The sequence below is a fragment of the Microbacterium sp. Leaf151 genome (genome assembly GCF_001424225.1).
Taxonomy (GTDB): Bacteria; Actinomycetota; Actinomycetes; order Actinomycetales; family Microbacteriaceae; genus Microbacterium.
In genome coordinates this window covers 980886-997500 of sequence record NZ_LMOR01000004.1, presented here as the reverse complement: position 1 = coordinate 997500, position 16615 = coordinate 980886, and the positions used below count along the sequence as shown (strand labels likewise).

Genomic DNA, 16615 nt, shown 5'->3' with positions numbered 1-16615 from the left:
GTCGAGCGCGGTGCCGGGGCGCTCTATGTGCACCGGGGCGGGCGCCGGACGCCCCGGTGCACATTCCGCGCCCCGGCACGCCCGAGGCCGCGCCTGCGACCGCTGCCGTGATGGTCGAGCGCGGTGCCGGGGCGCTCTATGTGCACCGGGGCGGGCGCCGGACGCCCCGGTGCACATTCCACGCCCCGTCAGGCTCGGGGCCGTGCCTGCGACCGGTGCACATTCCGCGCCCCGGCACGCCCGCGCCAACGCCCGCCCCGCCCCGCCGCGCGACGTTCCACCCGCTGGCGGCTCTGCGATCAGCGCCGGGCGTGCGCTCGCCTCTACTCGTCTTCGCCGTCGTCGATGCGCAGTTCGAGGCTCAGCTGGTCGGCGTCGAGCTCGGCGAGGGCGTGACGCAGGGCGGCGGTGCTGTAGCGACCGTCGCGTCCCGCGTCGTGCAGGCGACGGCGCATCTCCTCGATCGAGGCGAGTCGCAGCTCGAGGAAGTCGCGCACGCGGGTCGAGGCATCCTCGTCGGGCGGCTGCACGATCCGAGCACCGGCGCGCTCCAGGAGCTCAGGGGGGAACGCCGCGCCGTCGCGTCGCCGGAGCGTTCCCCCACCGAGAGCGTCGCTGGCGGCTTCGCGCAGCTCTGCGTCGAGGGCGCGCTGCTCCTCCCGCGTCGGTCCTTCGCCGCCGGTACCGGCGAGACCGACCGACCGCACGACGGCCGGCAGCGTGAGCCCCTGCAGCACGAGGCTGAACAGGGCCACCAGGAAGGCGACGAAAATGAGCAGCGGACGCTGCGGAGTGTCCGCCGGCAGAGTCTGCGCGGCAGCGAGCGTGACGACCCCGCGCATGCCCGCCCACACGATGACGGTGCCGTGGCGCGCGCCGAGCGGGGTGTCGCGGTAGTAGTCGAGGTCGGCCATCGTGCGGGCGATGCGGGTGCGCATCCACCCGATCCGCCGCTCGGTGCGTACGGGATCCGCGCCGCGAGCAGTGAACTGCTCCGGCGTCTCGCGATAGGCCGCTTCGAATCTGTCGAGGCGGTCCTGCGCGCCCTCGATGCGGCCCTGCTCCCGCGCGTGGCGGTGGCTGCGACGCCCCTGCACCCAGATCAGCCCGGCCACCCACAGACCGCGCACGATGAGCACGATCCCGAGGGCGCTCAGCGCCAGCCACGTGCCGTGCCACAGCCCCTCGTGCTCGCGGAGGTTCGCACCCACGATGTCTTTCAATTCGAGACCGAAGACGAGGAACACGCCGCCCTCGAGCACCAGTTCGACCGTCCGCCAGTTGAGCCGGTCACTGATGCGTTGTTCGGGGGTGAAGCGCCGAGCGGCCCCCTGGCCGGTGACGATCCCCGCGACCACGGCGGCGACGAGACCGGATCCGCCGAGGTGCTCGGTGGGCAGGTAGGCGATGAAGGGGATCGTGAAGCTGAGCGCGGTATTGGCTGCGGGGTTCGCCAGTCGCTCGCGGACGCGCAGGTTCACCCAGCCGATGACGGCACCGAGGACGAGCGCGACGGCGACCGCCCACGCGAAGTCGGCCACCGCGTCACCGAACGCGAATCCGGATGCCACGGCGGCGACCGCCGTGCGAAGCAGCACCAGCGCGGTGGCGTCGTTGAGCAGGCTCTCGCCCTCCAGCATCGTCACCACGCGCGGCGAGATGCCCAGGCGTTTGGCGATGGAGGTGGCCACGGCATCCGTGGGGCTCAGGATCGCCCCGAGGGCGATTGCGAGAGCGAGGCCGAGACCGGGGATCACGGCCCAGAAGAACAGGCCCAGCAGCACGGAGCTGATGACGACCAGCACGACCGAGAGACCCGCGATCGGCGCGAAATCGCGACGGAACTCGATGGCCGGCAGTTGCACGGCAGCGGAGTACAGCAGGGGCGGCAGCACGCCGACCAGGATGATCTCGGGGTCGACCGCGAACGGCGGCACGAACGGGAGCAGGCTCACCCCCGCGCCCACGGCGAGCAGCACGAGGGGCCCCGCGACGTTGAAGCGCGGCCCGATGACCGTGGCGAGGGCGACCACCACGACGCCGGCGAGGACGACGAGGAGGGGATCGATCATGCTCCGAGGCTAGTCCGGCATGGCGGCCAGTCCGTTCCGGGCCGTGGGCGATCGGCGCCTCGTCGACGCGCGGGCCGCTTCAGCCCTCGGCGCGCACCGCGTCGGCGACGGCGCGGAGGCCCGTGAGGGTCTCTGCGAAGCTCGTCGACAGCGGCGACAGGCCGATGCGGAGGCCGTGCGGATCGCGATAGTCGGGGATGACGTCGCCCTGCCACAGGCGTGCGGTCACGGCCCGCATCGATGGATGCGAGAGCGTCACGTGGCCGCCTCGTTCGGCGGCGTCGCGCGGCGAGGCGAGGCGCACGCCGAGCGGGCTCAGGATGCCATCGGCGACCCGCACCGCGAACTCGGTCAGCGCGACGGACTTGGCCCGAACCGCGTCGATCCCGGCCTCCTCCAGGAGGTCGAGGGTGTCCTGCATCGCGATCATCGCCAGCACCGGCGGGGTCCCGGAGAGGAAGCGGCGCATCCCGTCGGCAGGCCGGTAGACCGGCCCCATCGAGAACACGTCGGCTGCCCCCATCCAGCCCTGTACGGGCTGCGTCAGGGTGCGCTGGTGGCGCGCGGCGACGTAGGCGAAAGCGGGCGAGCCCGGACCGCCGTTGAGGTATTTGTAGGTGCAGCCGACGGCGAGGTCGGCGCCCCACGCATCGAGCTCGATCGGCACGGATCCGGCCGAGTGGCAGAGGTCCCACAGCACGAGCGCCCCGGCATCGTGCGCGATCCGCGTGAGACCGGCACCGTCGGCAAGGTATCCCGAGCGGTACGACACGTGGCTGAGCAGTACCACCGCGGTGCGCTCGCCGACCGCGGCGCGGAGCAGCGCGGCATCCACTCCTCGAGAGGTGTCGACGTCGATCCACACGACGCGGGCGCCGCGCTCGGCCGCGATGCCTTCGACGAGGTAGCGGTCGGTGGGGAAGTCGTCGCGGCCCACGACGATCTCCACCCTCTGCGGGTCGAGGTTCATCTGCGCGTCGAGGGCCGCCCGCAGCAGCTTGTACAGCAGCACGGTGGTCGAGTCGCCGATGACGGTCTGACCGGATGCCGCGCCGAGCGCGAGCGCCGCGATCCGGTCGCCGATCGCGAAGGGGAGCTGCATCCACTGTTCGTCCCACCCGCGGATGAGGCGGCCGCCCCATTCGTCGGTGACGAAGCGTGCGAGGCGATCGGCCGTCGCTCGCGGCGGGCGCCCGAGCGAGTTGCCGTCGAAGTAGACCAGCGGTGTCTCGGCACCGACGAAGGCGGCGCGGTGGTGCGCCAGTGGGTCGTCGGCGTCGAGGGCCGACGCTTCGGCCGCGAGAGAGGCACGCGGCACCTGCAGCGCATCGACGGATCCGAAATCGGGGGTGGGGTCAGTCGACACGCGTCAGCTCCTCGGTGGCGACGACCGTGCCGCGGCTGAGCCAGGTGGGCAGGTCGTCGGGATCGGTGGGCGCCGGACCCGGCACGAAGGTGCAGACCGCGGTCGTCGGCTCGACGTTCGGCCACGCATCGGTCAGCGCGGCTACGAGCGCGTCGCCCCGCACGTCGGCATGGTGCAGGGCCAGAAGCTCGCGGCGGTTCAGCCCGACCGGCAGGGAGCCGTTGCCGAGGTCGGTTCCGTAAAGGACCCTGCCGCCGTGGGCGGCGAAGGCGCGGAGGTTCGTGATCGCCTGCTCGCGGGCGGCTCCCCGGTGGATGTCGAGCGTCGAGATCCATACCTGGCCCGCGTCGATCGCGCGCGAGAGGGTACGGCGGGAGAGGGGTGCGTCGAAGGGCGCGTGGGCAAGCGCGGCCACACCCGCTTCTATTGCGCGCTCGACCTGCCCCGCGCCCTGGGCGTGCGCGACGACCGGCAGACCCCGGTCTGCGGCGGCCGCCACGACCGCTGAGAGCACGTCGTCGGACACCACGGGCCCGGCGTCGGCGTGCAGGGCCACCTTGATGACCGACGCCCCGGCATCCGCCTGCGCGTCGACGGCGGTTCGCGCCCCGTCCGTGACACCCGGATGCCGGGACGGATCCGTGACGAGGCGCACGGTGGCATCCGGAGCCCACGACCGCCCTTGCGGGTACCCGCCGGGTGCGGTCAGGAACGCCCCCGCGTACGAGACGCGGGGGAGTCCGCGCGCGCGTCGGGCGAGGGCCACGGGGTCGCCACCCAGGTCGACGACCGCGGCGATGCCGCGAGCGGCCAACGTGGAGGCGTCGATCAGGTGCAGGTGCACGTGATGATCGACGAACGCCGGCAGGGCCGTGCCGTGCTCGGAGGTGAGTGCGCGCCGGACGGGCCAGGCGGCGGAGACGGTCACGCCGACCCGATCAGATCAGCGACAACTCGCGGAGCTTGGCCTCGACGTCGGCGTTCGAGGGCTCGACGTGGTGGCTGGAGTCGGGGTAGACGACAACGGGGATGCTGGTGCGACCCGAGATCTCTTTCGCGACGTCGGCCGCGGCGGGGTCGGCGACGAGGTCGACGTACTCGTAGTCGATACCCAGCTCGTCGAGCTGCTTCTTCGTGCGGATGCAATCGCGGCACCAGTCGGCGCCGAACATACGGATGGATGCGTCGGAGGACATGACTTCAGCGTACGCCGGTGCACCGACACCGGTCGCGGCCGGGCGATGGGTCCGTGGGAGCAGGCGCGCTGTGCCGCCGGTCGCGGACGGGAGCGCTCGCCGGCACGGCAGGCGACGTGGGTCGAGAGAGGGTCAGGCCCGATCTCCGCCGCACGGACGCGTCAGGCGGTGACTTCGTCTTCGAGGGGTTCGATGGCCCGCGCGACCTTGCCGATGCGGCTCTTCTTGGGCGCGTACACGACCAGGGCGTGGAAGACGAAACGCACGACGAAGGCGGCGATGAGCGTGAGCCCTGCGGCGACCACGCTCTGGAAGTGCGCCTGACTCACGAGCACCCAGATGACCGGGATGCGCACGATCGCCTCGACGCCGTTGAAGGTGAACGATTTGATGAAGCGGTGTCGCATGAGCCCGGACTCCGCGCGCATGTCGGCGAAGACCAGGTACTCGAGTGCGAGGAAGTTGGCGACGATGGTGACCACGCTCGCGATCACCGCGGCGATGATGTACTGCACGCCGACCATCTGCAGCGCCCACATGATGGCGAGGTTGGCGACGGCACCGAGGCCGCCCACCAGCGCGAAGGCCGACATGCGCCCGAAGCGCAGCATCGTCAGCTGCAGCAGGAACCGCATGCCCTGGCTGAACGAGGCCTTCGACTCGCCCGCGAAGCGGGGCGCGAACGAGAACGGCACCTCGGCGATGCGCATCTGCTTGCGCGCGAGGATCTCGAGCAGGATCTTGAACCCCCGCGGCTGCAGCGTTTCGACCTCGAGGGCGCTGCGGTCGACGAGGAAGAACCCCGTCATCGGGTCGGAGCAGTTGTGCAGCTTCTTGGGGAACATCGACTTGGTGAGAAGGGTCGATGCGCGGGACACCGTGGTGCGCACCGCGTTGGCGAGGCCGTCGGAGGTGCCGCCGGCGACGTAGCGGGATGCCACCACCACATCGACGTCGCCCAGTTCGGCGCGCGCGAGCAGGTCGGCGATCACCTCGGGCGGGTGCTGCAGGTCGCCGTCCATGACGACACATCGATCGGATGCCGCCGCCTTGATGCCCTCGACCACGGCGCCACCGAGTCCGCCCACCGGATCGTCGCGGTGGATCAAGCGCACCGGAATGCGCGCGTCCGCCGCGACCGCCCGGATGATGTCGGGGGTGTCGTCCGTGGAGTCGTCGACGAAGATCACCTCGACCGCGCGATCCGCCAGGGCATCCGTCGTGCGGCGCACGAGTTCGGCGACGTTCGGACCCTCGTTGAAGGTCGGAACGATGACGGAAAGATCCATGGGTACTCGCGATTCGTGAAACGTCAGGGGGAGCACAGCGTAATGCGCACGACATGTGCCTCCACAGGATTGTGGCGGACGTACCTGTGAGCTAGCGGATGCTCGCCCGGCGTCGGCCCGCAACGGCGGCGCGGGTGCCGATGGGGCGGAATCAACCGATCTTGGCCTCGAGGTCTTCGACGGTCATGCCGTAGTCGATGCGGACGACGGGCAATGCGAGCTTATCGGTCCCGATGCGCACGTACCCGGGTTCGATGCCGCGACCGAGTTCGAAACCCGCGCGCCGCACGCCCTCCTTGGTCGTGTCGGTGAAGTGGCCGAAGGGGTACGCCACGACCTCCTTGGCGCCGAGGATCTGGGCCGACGTCTCGAGGTCGGCGGCGATCGTGTCCGCGTCGTCGTTGACCATGCGGCCCTTGCCGTTGGCGCCGGCTCGATGCATGTCATGCGTGTGGGAGCGCTGCACCACGAAGCGGTTCGGGGTGGGTTCGGTGCGCGCGGAGGTGATGACGAACGAGGTGGTCAGCAGGTTCCGCCCGTCGACGATCGGCGCGGCCATCTCGAGCCAGGTGCTGTCGGCGTCGTCGTCGGTGATGACGACGGAGCGCTTCGGCAGGTAGAGCGCGCCGTCGATGAACGCGCTGACCTCGTCCCAGGTGGGCAGGTAGAACCTCCCGTCCTGGATGTGGGCCATCTGCGCGTCGAAGTCGCCGATGTAGGCGTAGTTGCCCCGGAGCCAGTTGTCCTCGCCCTCGGGGTTCCGCGTGAACTGGTGGTACATCAGGATCGGGAGTTCGGTGCCTTCGGCGCTGTTCGCCTCGGGCGTCGTCCAGGCGGCGTAGAGCGTGCGCTCGCGGTCCGTGCACGTGACGAGGTCGGCGCCGTTGACGCGCTCGGCGGTGTTCAGCGAGGTCGCGTCCGCGACCGTGGGGTACCACCCGGCGAACACGCGCCCGTCGGCACGGGGGAGGGGGAGCTTGTCGTAGCGGACGTCCTCCGCCTGCAGCTGCGGGTCGAAGGCGATGCCGTCGCCCGTGAACGACACGGCGCACGCCTTCGGATCGGTCGTGGTCGCCAGCAGTTCCTGAGCGGCGGTCAGCGGCGTGGGTGTGGGCGTCGGCGTCGGGCTCGGCGTCGGCTCGCCCGACGGCACCGTCTCGGCGACGGGGGCGGTGGACGGCCCGCGCGTCAGGGCGAACACGGTGACGCCGCCGGCGATCAGGGCGACGGCGGCGGTGGCGACGAGGGTACGGCGCAGGCGCACGCGTCGTGAGGTGCGGCGACGGTGCTCGGCTCGGGTGACGGTCATGATGCCTCGGATCGGCGGGTGGGTCGCGGAGATCCTATCGGGACCGTTTACGCACTCCGGGGACGCGCCACGCCGAGCCGAGACGACAGGGCAGGATGAGGGGATGATCCGCATCGGCATCGTCGGCACCAGCTCCATCTCCGAGCGCTTCGCGGAAGCGGTCGCCATCGTCGAGGGCATCGGGGTGTCGCGTGTCGCCTCGCGCGACGCGGAGCGCGCCCGCTCGTTCGCCGATCGCGTGGGAGCCCCCGGGGTCGCCGTCGGGCTCGACGACCTGCTCGCCGCTCCCGACGTCGACGCCGTCTACCTCGCCAGCCCCAACGCGGTGCACGCCGCGCAGATCACCTCGGCGGTGGATGCCGGCATCCCGGTTCTCGTGGAGAAGCCGGCGGTGCTGACGGCGGGGGAGTGGGATGCCGCTGTCGCACACGCCCGCCGTCGCGGTGTCGTGCTGCTCGAGGCCATGCGCACGGCCTACGACCCGGGTCTGTCCGCCGTCCGCGCGGCTCTCCCCGCACTCGGAACCGTCCGGCGCGTCTCGCTGCGGTACGAGAAGCGGTCGGCGCGCTACGACGAGGTGCTCGCCGGTCGACAGACGAACATCTTCGACCCCCGGCTCGGCGGGAGCGCGCTGCGCGACCTCGGCGTGTATCCGCTGCACGCCCTCGTGCGACTCTTCGGAGAGCCCCACGCCGTGCACGGCGTGCGCGTGGGGATCGGCTCGGGAACGGACGGGCTCGGCAGCGCCCTGGCCGTCTACGAGGGCTTCGTCGCCGACATCGCGTGGTCGAAGATCACCGACACGAGCCTGCCGAGCGAGATCCAGGGCGAGGACGCGTCGCTGCTCATCGACGCGATCGACGCGCCGCGACGGCTCGTCCTCACCCCGCGCGGCGGCGTTCCGAGCGTGATCACAGTGCCCGCCGACGACAACCCGATGGTCGGGGAGGTGCGGCGGTTCGTCGACGCCGTCGAAGGGGCCGACATCACGGACGATCAGGACTGCACGGCGACGACGCTGCGGCTCGTCGACGCCCTGCTGGACCGCCCCGTCGTCTGAGGGTTCACCCGGTGTTTCCCCCGCGGAGGGAGGATGCCTGGATGCACACAGCGGCCCGCGTGAGGGAGGTGTTCCTCGCGTTCCTCCGGCTCGGGCTGACCTCGTTCGGCGGGCCCGTCGCGCACCTGGGGTACTTCCGCGCCGACCTCGTCGTGCGGCGGAAGTGGATGGACGACCGCGCGTACGCCGACCTCGTCGCTCTGTGCCAGTTCCTGCCGGGACCGGCGTCGAGCCAGGTGGGCTTCGCGATGGGGCTTCAGCGGGCGGGGGTGCTCGGCGCGCTCGCCGCCTTCGCCGCCTTCACCCTGCCGTCCGCGGTCGTGCTCGTGGCGTTCGCGAGCGGTGCGGCCGCGATCGGCGGCCCGGTGGGCGAGGGGGTCCTGAACGGACTCGAGGTCGTCGCCGTCGCGATCGTCGCGCACGCCGTGTGGGGCATGGCGCAGACACTGACCCCCGATGCACCGCGCGCGGGGATCGCGGTCGCGGCCCTCGGCCTCGCCCTTCTGCTCCCCGCGGCTCCGGGCCAGCTCGCCGCCCTCGCGGTCGGGGTGGTGGCCGGGCTCGTCCTCCTGCGGGGCAACGACGTCGCCACCGCGGCGACGCTGCCGTCGTTCGGCGTGCGCCGGGGTGTCGCGGTCGCCTGCCTCGTCCTGTTCGTGGGAGGACTGGTGGCCCTGCCGGTGCTCGCGACCCTCACGGGGTCGGGTGCCGTCTCTCTGGTCGACGCCTTCTACCGCGCGGGGGCGCTGGTGTTCGGCGGGGGACACGTCGCCCTTCCTCTGCTGCAGGCCGGTGTCGTGGAGACCGGGTGGGTCTCATCGGGGTCGTTCCTGGCGGGCTACGGAGCCGCGCAAGCGGTTCCCGGACCGCTCTTCACGTTCGCGGCCTACCTCGGCGCCGTCTCGACCGTCGGACCGGGCGGCATCCCGGGTGCGGCCCTCGCCCTCGGGGCGATCTTCCTCCCCGGCTTCCTCGTCCTCGTCGGGGTGCTGCCGTTCTGGGATGCCGTGCGCACGCGTCCGCGCGTGCGGTCGGCGATGCGCGGCGCGAACGCCGCCGTCGTCGGCATCCTGGCTGCGGCGCTGTACGCGCCCGTCTTCACCACGGCGATCACCGGACCTGGACCACTCGTGCTCGCGGCGGTGGGCTTCGTGCTGCTGACCGCGTTCAAGATTCCGGCGTGGGGGGTCGTGCTCGTGGGCGCCGCGGGCGGGATCGTGCTGAGTCTGGTGTGATCGAGCCCGGTCGTGGAGCCGCGCGGCACCTCCCGGCATCCTGAGACTCGTCTCCACGGTGCGTGACACCGGGTACCGGCGGTGCCAGGATGAGCGCACGGCGACGACGCCGGTGTTTTCGAGGGAGAGAACCGTGTTCCACAGCCCCCACCCGCCCGTCGAGATCCCCGACCAGAGCATCTACGACTATCTGTTCGGCTCCCTCGACGCGAGCGATCTCGATCGGGTTGCCCTGGTGGATCCGGCCAGCGGCGCCGAGACCACCTACCGTGCCCTGCGCGCCCAGGTCGACGCCTTCGCGGGGGCGCTCGCCGCCCGCGGTGTCGGCACCGACACCGTCGTCGCGATGCTGTGCCCGAACGTGCCCGCGTTCGCGACCGTGTTCCACGGCATCCTGAGGCTCGGAGCGGCCATCACCACGATCAACTCCCTCTACACCGCGCACGAGATCGAGAACCAGCTCCGGGATGCCGAAGCCACCTGGCTCGTGACCGTGTCGCCGCTGCTTCCCCCGGCGTTGGAGGCCGCGCGAGCGGTCGGCATCCCCGATGACCGGGTCATCGTGCTCGACGGCGCCGAGGGCCACCCCGATCTGCGCGCGTTGCTGAGCGAGCAGCGGACGCCGCCCGAGGTCACCATCGACCCGGCCACGCACGTCGCCGTGCTGCCCTACTCGTCGGGCACCACGGGGGTGCCGAAGGGTGTGATGCTCTCGCACCGTAACCTCGTCGCGAATGTGCACCAGTGTCGTCCGGTGATCGAGATCGGCCCCGACGATCGTGTGCTCGCCGTGCTGCCGTTCTTCCACATCTACGGCATGACGGTGCTGCTGAACCTGGCACTCCGCCAGCGCGCGACCCTCGTCACGATGCCGCGGTTCGACCTGATGGAGTTCCTGCGCGTCATCCAGGATCACCGCTGTACGTTCCTCTTCATCGCCCCGCCGATCGCCGTCGCCCTCGCCAAACACCCCGCTGTCGAGCAGTTCGACCTCTCGAGCGTGCACAGCGTGTTCTCGGGCGCGGCCCCGCTCGACGGTGAGACGGCCGAGACCGCGGGCCGGCGCATCGGCGCCCGTTTCTTCCAGGGCTACGGCATGAGCGAGCTGAGTCCGGTGTCGCACGCCATCCCGGCCGAGGGAGGGATGCCGGTGAGCTCGGTCGGCGTGCTCATCCCGAACTGCGACGCCAAGCTCATCGACCCCGAGACAGGGGCGGAACTCGAGGAGCACGGCGACGACGGCCTGACCGCGCCGGGTGAGATCTGGGTGCGCGGACCGAACGTCATGCTCGGCTACCTCAACCGCCCCGACGCGACGGCCGAGACCCTCGACGCCGACGGCTTCCTGCACACCGGCGACATCGGCGTGCACCACGTCGACGGCTATTTCACGATCGTCGATCGGCTGAAGGAACTCATCAAGTACCACGGCTATCAGATCGCCCCGGCCGAGCTCGAGGCCCTGCTGCTGTCGCACCCGAAGATCCAGGATGCCGCGGTCATCGGCGTCCGCGGCGACGACGGTGAGGAGATTCCCAAGGCGTTCGTCGTGGCGGGCCCGGACGCGGGCCTGTCGGCGGAGGATGTGATGGCGTTCGTGGCCGGGAACGTCGCCCCGCACAAGAAGGTGCGTCGCGTGGAGTTCATCGACGTCATCCCGAAGTCGACATCGGGCAAGATCCTGCGGAAGGACCTGCGGGCGCGCGAGGCGGTGTGAGAACGCCGAAGGGCGGGGGCGTTCCGACGCCCCCGCCCTTCGTTGATGTCGCGGTGTTCGTGTCACCGCATCCGCGTCACGGCGTCAGCAGCGCGCCCGTCTGGGCAGCGGCCTCTTCGGCGCGCTTCTCTTCGTCGTCCTTGCCTCGGCGCTCGTCGGCGGCTTCCTGCAGTGCCGACTTAGCCCGCAGGGGTGGGGTGCGGAAGAACAGCGACAGCACGAAGGCGAGCAGCACGACGCCCATCGCGACCCAGTAGACGCTTGTCGCGGAGGAGTTGAATCCGACGAGGAACGGCTTGGTCAGCCGCGCGTCAGCGCCCACGAGGAACGACGTGTCGTCGAGAGTCGACCCGCCGATGGAGGTGTCCCGGTCGCCCGAGCTGAACTGGTCCGTCAGGGTGGTGGCCACGTCGTCGATGAAGGCGGTGCGATCGGCGGCGTTCGAGAAGTCGAGGCTGACCGACCCGTCCGCGCCGATGCGCGCGACGGGCACCTGCTGCTGGATCTGCGCCGTGGCGGCCGAGATCGCCTGTGCGACGGCGGCCTGCGTGACCTGCGCTTGAGCGGCGGCGGGGATCTGCCCTGCGGCCACCTGCTGCGCCACGGCCTGGGTCGCGGCATCCGTCGCCTGCTGCACACCCTGCTGCACCTGCTGGGTCACGGCATCCGTCGTCTGCTGCACGATCGGGGTGTAGATCGACGACATGATCTTCTCGTTGGCGGGCGCCGACGCCGTCGCCGGGTCGAAGGCGGCGTCCAGCGCGTCGGTCAGGGTCGCGCGGTCACTGAACGAACCGATGATGTTCGAGGGCATGAGCGTGAACAGCAGCGACAGCAGCACCGCGGTGCCGAGGGTTCCACCGATCTGACGGAAGAAGGTCGAGCCGCTGGTGGCCACACCCATGTCGCGCACGCCCACGGAGTTCTGGCTGGCGATCGTGAGCGTCTGCATGAGCTGGCCGAGGCCGAGGCCGATGACGAGCATGGCGATGGCGACGTGCCAGTACGGGCTGTCGTACTTCAGGAACGTCAGCAGGAAGAAGCCGACCGACATCAACAGCGTGCCGAGGATCGGGAACATGCGGTAACGCCCGGTGCGCGCGATGAGCTGACCGCTCGCGATGGAGGCGATCATGAGCCCGAGGATCATCGGGAGCATCTCGAACCCGCTCTGCGTGGGGGACGAACCGAGGACGAGCTGCAGGTACAGCGGCAGGGTGAGCATCGCGCCGAACATGCCGAAGCCGACGAGCACACCGATGACCGTGGCCATCGAGAAGGTGGGGGAGCGGAAGAGCTTGAGCGGGATGAGCGCGTCATCCTTCATCTTCGTCTCGGCGATGACGAAGGCCAGGATGCCGAGGGCTCCCACCACGTAGCAGGCGAGGGAGATGGGCGATCCCCAGCCCCACTCGCGGCCCTGCTCGGCGACGAGGAGCAGCGGGACCAGCGCGACGATCACGGTCGTTGCGCCCCACCAGTCGATGCGCACCGAGTGACGCGGCTGCTTCGGGATGTGCAGGAACCGCCACACGATCGCCAGCGCCACGATGCCGATGGGGACGTTGATAAGGAAGACCCAGCGCCAGCCGGTGATGAACAGGATCTCGTTCGCGCCGGCGAACAGACCGCCCACGAGCGGGCCGATGACGCTGGAGATGCCGAACACGGCGAGGAAGTAGCCCTGGTACTTGGCGCGCTCGCGCGGGGCGAGGATGTCGCCCATGATCGCCAGCGGCATCGACATGAGGCCACCGGCGCCGAGGCCCTGGACGGCGCGGAAGGCGGCGAGCTCGACCATCGACGTCGAGAAGCTGGCCAGCACCGAACCGATGATGAAGATGAGGATCGCGATGAGGAACAACGGGCGCCGACCGAAGATGTCGGAGAGCTTGCCGTAGATGGGCGTCGAGATGGTCGACACGATCAGGTAGGCGGTGGTGACCCACGCCTGCAGGCTGAGGCCCTGCAGGTCGTCGCCGATCGTGCGGATCGAGGTGCCGACCACGGTCTGGTCGAGGGCGGACAGGAACATGCCGGCCATGAGGCCGAAGATCACGAACATGATCATGCGGTGCGTCATGACCGTGTCGGTGGTGCCGGTGCGCGCGCGCCGGTTCTGGGTGATGTCTGACATCGGGTCCTCTTCACGAGAAGGCCTGGCGGACGGCAGGAAGGGCTCGGTCGGGCGCCAGGTGTTTGCTAAAAGTCAAACAAATAGTAGCGCTGTCCGGCGGCGTCGGAAACCACCCCTGCGTCGGGGGTCTCTTGGCGCGTTGCTCGGGAGCAGGGGATCGTTCGAGAACAGGATGAACCCCGCCGTCATCGCCCTGTTCTCGCGCCTTGGCCTGTGCTCACGCGGCGGCCCCGGATTGCGGTCCGTGCGGAGCGCGACGGTCGGCGTCGCCCGGGGAAGTGGGGTCGAGGGCGAGGGGTGCCGCGCGGGCGGGGTGCGGGGTGCGGGGCGCGAGGGGATGCCGACGCAGAACGGCAGGGGTGTCGTGCGCGCGGGGGGCGAGGGGATGCCGACGCAGAACGGCAGGGGTGTCGTGCGCGCGGGGGCGAGGGGATGCCGACGCAGAGCGGCATTCGGAAACGAAAAAAGGCCCCTGTGGAGAGGAGCCTCGCGAATCGACCCTCACCAGAGAAAAGCAAAACCCCCGCGGATAGAAGCTCCGCGAGGGTTTCTGGGATGACGTAATGATCATCCGTGTGGCTCCGACGGGCGTCGATCCCGTGACCTCACGATTTTCAGTCGTGCGCTCTACCAACTGAGCTACAGAGCCGAGCGACATGTCTGCCGCTTCCTAGACGAAGGGCCTTCCCGAAAGAAGGCCCGTCGCTATGGAGCGACCCTGACGGGACTTGAACCCGCGACCTCCGCCGTGACAGGGCGGCACGCTAACCAACTGCGCTACAGGGCCATGCATATTAAGTTATCCACCGGAAAGTGACCCCAACGGGATTCGAACCCGTGCTGCCGCCGTGAAAGGGCGGTGTCCTAGGCCGCTAAACGATGGGGCCCGATGAGGCTGAATCCTTGCGTTTTCAACCTCGCTTGCCGACGACCGAGCCTACTTCACATCTTTCGAGATTGCCAATCGGGGGCGTGGCGCTGCGACGTCCGCGCGTGTCGCGGGCCAGAATCGGGAGTGGACCGGGGAACTCGCCCTGTTGTGCCTGTGACTCGTGTTGCTACTGTGGGCCGAGTTGCGACCGGTGAGATGAGGTATTCCCGTGACGCTCGAGCGCCCCGAACCCCCCGAAGACTGCGGCTGCGCGCCCACGGCGAGTGAGCAGCGGCGCCTGTGGCCCGCGTTCGACCGCCGTAGCGCCCTGAAGATCGGAGCCTTCGGCGCTGTCGCCCTCGGAGCGTTCGGGTCCGTGGCATCCGGATTCGGCTCACCCGCGATGGCCGCCGACTACCCCTCGTGGGCCGACGTCGAGGCCGCGCGCGCCAACGAGGCGGCGAAGGGTGCTGAGATCACCCGCATCCAGGGGCTCATTCAGTCACTGCAGTCCGAGGTCGAGCGCACCCAGGCCGAGGTGCGCGCACGCTCCGACGAGTATTTCGCCGCGCAGCAGGCCTATCAGGACGCCGACTACCGCGCGCAGTTGCTGCGCCAGCAGGCCGACGCCGAGGCGAACCGCGCGACCGACGCCGCCAACAAGGCCGGCAAGGTCGCCGCCCAGCTCTACCGCTCCGGCGGGGACGACACCTCGCTCGACCTCTTCTTCTCGGGCTCCGCCGCCTCGGCCGACGACCTGCTCGCCAAGCTCGGCACGATGGACAAGCTCCTCGAGCGCAACCGCTCGGTGTATGCCGCGGCGGTGGCCGCGCGCGACAACGCAAAGAACCTCAGCGCCCAGGCCGACGACGCCACGGCCGAGCGCGAACGCCTGCGGGTGATCGCCGAAGAGAAGATGGCGGCGGCACAGCAGGCCGCCCAGGCGGCGCAGGAGGCCCTCGCCGCCCAGCAGGCCAACCAGTCCGTGCTCGAGGCGCAGCTCGCCGCCCTGCAGGACACCACGGCCAAGACGGTCGCCGACTACCAGGCCGGCGTCGAAGCCGAGCGCAAGGCCCGCGAGGAGCGCGAGCGCCGCGCTCGCGAAGAGGCCGCGGCCCGCGACGCCGAAGAGCGTGCGCGTCGCGAGCGGGAGGCCGCTGCACGCCAGAACAGCGGCGGCGGAAGCAGCAGCGGCGGGGGCGGCAGCAGCAGCGGCGGTGGAAGCAGCAGTGGCGGTGGCGGAGGTGGCGGCGGCGGGAACGTCAGCGGCGGAGGCTGGGCGCGACCCTCGTCGGCCTACACGTCATCGGGATACGGCCCTCGCTCGAGCCAGTGCAACGGCAGCTACTGCGCGAGCTCGTGGCACCTCGGTCTCGACTTCGGCGCGAGCTGCTGGTCGCCCATCTATGCCGCATCCGCTGGTCGCGTGACCTACGCCGGCTACAACGGCGGGTTCGGCAACTACATCCGCATCGCCCACGACGACGGCTCGGGCACCGGCTACGGCCACATCGTCGACGGCGGCATCTACGTCTCGTACGGCCAGCGCGTCGAGGCCGGTCAGCAGATCGCCGCGACCGGGCAGACAGGCAACTCGTTCGGGTGTCACCTGCATTTCGAGGTCTACCCGCCGTGGGGCGGGACCACCGACCCCGCGCCCTGGCTGCGCGATCGCGGCGTCAACGTCTGAGTCGTCGCACGAGAGAACCCCCGGTCGATCGACCGGGGGTTCTCGACGTACGGGCCGCGTCAGAGCGTGTTGGGCGCCTCGCCCGAGCCCTGCGTCTTCGTCTGGGCGTCGTGCTCGTCGAAGCGCGTGAACGCCTCGCTGACGAGACGCTCGGCCTCGGTGACGTCGGCCCAGTCGTCGACCTTGACCCACTTGTTGGGCTCGAGGTCCTTGTAGTGCTCGAAGAAGTGGGTGATCTCCTTCTTGGTCCACTCGTCGATGTCGCCGACGTCCTGGATGTGGTCCCAGCGCGGGTCCTTGGCGAGCACGGCCACGACCTTGTCGTCGCCGCCGGCCTCGTCGCTCATCTTCAGCACGCCGACGGGGCGGACCTTGGCGAGGATGCCGGGGTGCAGCTCACGATCGAGCAGCACGAGCACGTCGAGCGGGTCGCCGTCTTCGCCGAGGGTGTTCTCGAAGAACCCGTAGTTGGCCGGGTAGCCGAACACCGTGTACAGGATGCGGTCGAGGTAGACACGGCCGGTGCCGTGGTCGACCTCGTACTTCACGCGGCTGCCGCGGGGGATCTCGATGACGGCGTCGTATGCGCCCATACTCGTGCTCCTTCAAGTCTGTGGATTTCCGCGCCCAGCCTATCCGGGAGCTCGTCGCGCCCACGCACAGGCCCGACAGC

At 70.3% G+C, this 16615-nt stretch carries 12 protein-coding genes and 3 tRNA genes; 4 read left to right on the top strand and 11 right to left on the bottom strand.

Annotation, left to right across the window (positions count from 1 at the left end; genetic code table 11):
* Positions 1 to 323: 323 nt before the first annotated feature.
* The 6 genes from ASF76_RS15335 to ASF76_RS15310 all read right to left on the bottom strand — a co-directional run bounded on the left by ASF76_RS15335 (position 324) and on the right by ASF76_RS15310 (position 7232).
* Complete coding sequence (locus ASF76_RS15335) at positions 324 to 2072, bottom strand: cation:proton antiporter (RefSeq protein WP_082485129.1); 1749 nt, start codon at positions 2070 to 2072, stop codon at positions 324 to 326.
* Between the two features lie 79 nt (positions 2073 to 2151).
* Entirely contained in the window at positions 2152 to 3396 is a 1245-nt protein-coding gene (locus ASF76_RS15330) for a kynureninase (RefSeq protein WP_055960241.1), read from the bottom strand.
* A 31-nt stretch (positions 3397 to 3427) separates the two neighbouring features.
* Entirely contained in the window at positions 3428 to 4366 is a 939-nt protein-coding gene (locus tag ASF76_RS15325; protein WP_055959529.1) for an amidohydrolase family protein, read from the bottom strand.
* A gap of 10 nt (positions 4367 to 4376) precedes the next feature.
* On the bottom strand, positions 4377 to 4634 hold the full coding sequence (locus tag ASF76_RS15320; protein ID WP_055959528.1) for a glutaredoxin family protein: 258 nt from the start codon (positions 4632 to 4634) through the stop codon (positions 4377 to 4379).
* Between the two features lie 161 nt (positions 4635 to 4795).
* Positions 4796 to 5923, bottom strand: a complete 1128-nt coding sequence (locus ASF76_RS15315) for a glycosyltransferase (RefSeq protein WP_055959526.1) — start codon at positions 5921 to 5923, stop codon at positions 4796 to 4798.
* Positions 5924 to 6074: 151 nt separating this feature from the next.
* The gene (locus ASF76_RS15310; protein WP_082485127.1) at positions 6075 to 7232 is read right to left on the bottom strand and encodes a polysaccharide deacetylase family protein; all 1158 of its coding nucleotides are present in this window, start codon (positions 7230 to 7232) and stop codon (positions 6075 to 6077) included.
* A 103-nt stretch (positions 7233 to 7335) separates the two neighbouring features.
* Here ASF76_RS15310 and ASF76_RS15305 point away from each other — a divergent pair, with 103 nt between their 5' ends.
* The 3 genes from ASF76_RS15305 to ASF76_RS15295 all read left to right on the top strand — a co-directional run bounded on the left by ASF76_RS15305 (position 7336) and on the right by ASF76_RS15295 (position 11244).
* Complete coding sequence (locus ASF76_RS15305) at positions 7336 to 8292, top strand: Gfo/Idh/MocA family protein (protein ID WP_055959524.1); 957 nt, start codon at positions 7336 to 7338, stop codon at positions 8290 to 8292.
* Positions 8293 to 8333: 41 nt separating this feature from the next.
* Entirely contained in the window at positions 8334 to 9527 is a 1194-nt protein-coding gene (gene chrA, locus ASF76_RS15300; protein WP_055959522.1) for a chromate efflux transporter, read from the top strand.
* 133 nt (positions 9528 to 9660) lie between these two features.
* The gene (locus ASF76_RS15295) at positions 9661 to 11244 is read left to right on the top strand and encodes an AMP-binding protein (protein ID WP_055959520.1); all 1584 of its coding nucleotides are present in this window, start codon (positions 9661 to 9663) and stop codon (positions 11242 to 11244) included.
* A 76-nt stretch (positions 11245 to 11320) separates the two neighbouring features.
* Here ASF76_RS15295 and ASF76_RS15290 read toward each other — a convergent pair whose 3' ends face one another.
* The 4 genes from ASF76_RS15290 to ASF76_RS15275 form a co-directional block, all read right to left on the bottom strand.
* Positions 11321 to 13381, bottom strand: coding sequence for an MDR family MFS transporter (locus ASF76_RS15290; RefSeq protein ID WP_055959518.1), 2061 nt, complete (start codon positions 13379 to 13381; stop codon positions 11321 to 11323).
* A 576-nt stretch (positions 13382 to 13957) separates the two neighbouring features.
* A tRNA-Phe gene (locus ASF76_RS15285) sits at positions 13958 to 14030 on the bottom strand.
* 64 nt (positions 14031 to 14094) lie between these two features.
* Positions 14095 to 14168 (bottom strand) — tRNA-Asp (locus ASF76_RS15280).
* Between the two features lie 27 nt (positions 14169 to 14195).
* Positions 14196 to 14268: transfer RNA gene (locus ASF76_RS15275), tRNA-Glu, on the bottom strand.
* Between the two features lie 213 nt (positions 14269 to 14481).
* On the opposite strand from ASF76_RS15275, the gene ASF76_RS15270 reads away from it, so the two are divergent.
* Positions 14482 to 15942 (top strand): M23 family metallopeptidase, encoded by a 1461-nt coding sequence (locus tag ASF76_RS15270; RefSeq protein WP_055959516.1) that lies wholly within the window; start codon positions 14482 to 14484, stop codon positions 15940 to 15942.
* Between the two features lie 59 nt (positions 15943 to 16001).
* Here ASF76_RS15270 and ASF76_RS15265 read toward each other — a convergent pair whose 3' ends face one another.
* Positions 16002 to 16535 carry an inorganic diphosphatase gene (locus tag ASF76_RS15265; RefSeq protein WP_055959514.1) on the bottom strand — a complete coding sequence of 178 codons (534 nt, stop codon included), beginning with the start codon at positions 16533 to 16535 and terminating at the stop codon, positions 16002 to 16004.
* Positions 16536 to 16615: the final 80 nt, after the last annotated feature.

Excerpts from the sequence above, each read along its gene's own strand:
- ASF76_RS15335 (WP_082485129.1), bottom strand. The coding sequence starts at position 2,072 with ATGATCGATCCCCTCCTCGTCGTCCTCGCCGGCGTCGTGGTGGTCGCC.
- ASF76_RS15320 (WP_055959528.1), bottom strand. The coding sequence starts at position 4,634 with ATGTCCTCCGACGCATCCATCCGTATGTTCGGCGCCGACTGGTGCCGC.
- ASF76_RS15315 (WP_055959526.1), bottom strand. The coding sequence starts at position 5,923 with ATGGATCTTTCCGTCATCGTTCCGACCTTCAACGAGGGTCCGAACGTC.
- ASF76_RS15310 (WP_082485127.1), bottom strand. The coding sequence starts at position 7,232 with ATGACCGTCACCCGAGCCGAGCACCGTCGCCGCACCTCACGACGCGTG.
- ASF76_RS15305 (WP_055959524.1), top strand. The coding sequence starts at position 7,336 with ATGATCCGCATCGGCATCGTCGGCACCAGCTCCATCTCCGAGCGCTTC.
- chrA (WP_055959522.1), top strand. The coding sequence starts at position 8,334 with ATGCACACAGCGGCCCGCGTGAGGGAGGTGTTCCTCGCGTTCCTCCGG.
- ASF76_RS15290 (WP_055959518.1), bottom strand. The coding sequence starts at position 13,381 with ATGTCAGACATCACCCAGAACCGGCGCGCGCGCACCGGCACCACCGAC.
- ASF76_RS15265 (WP_055959514.1), bottom strand. The coding sequence starts at position 16,535 with ATGGGCGCATACGACGCCGTCATCGAGATCCCCCGCGGCAGCCGCGTG.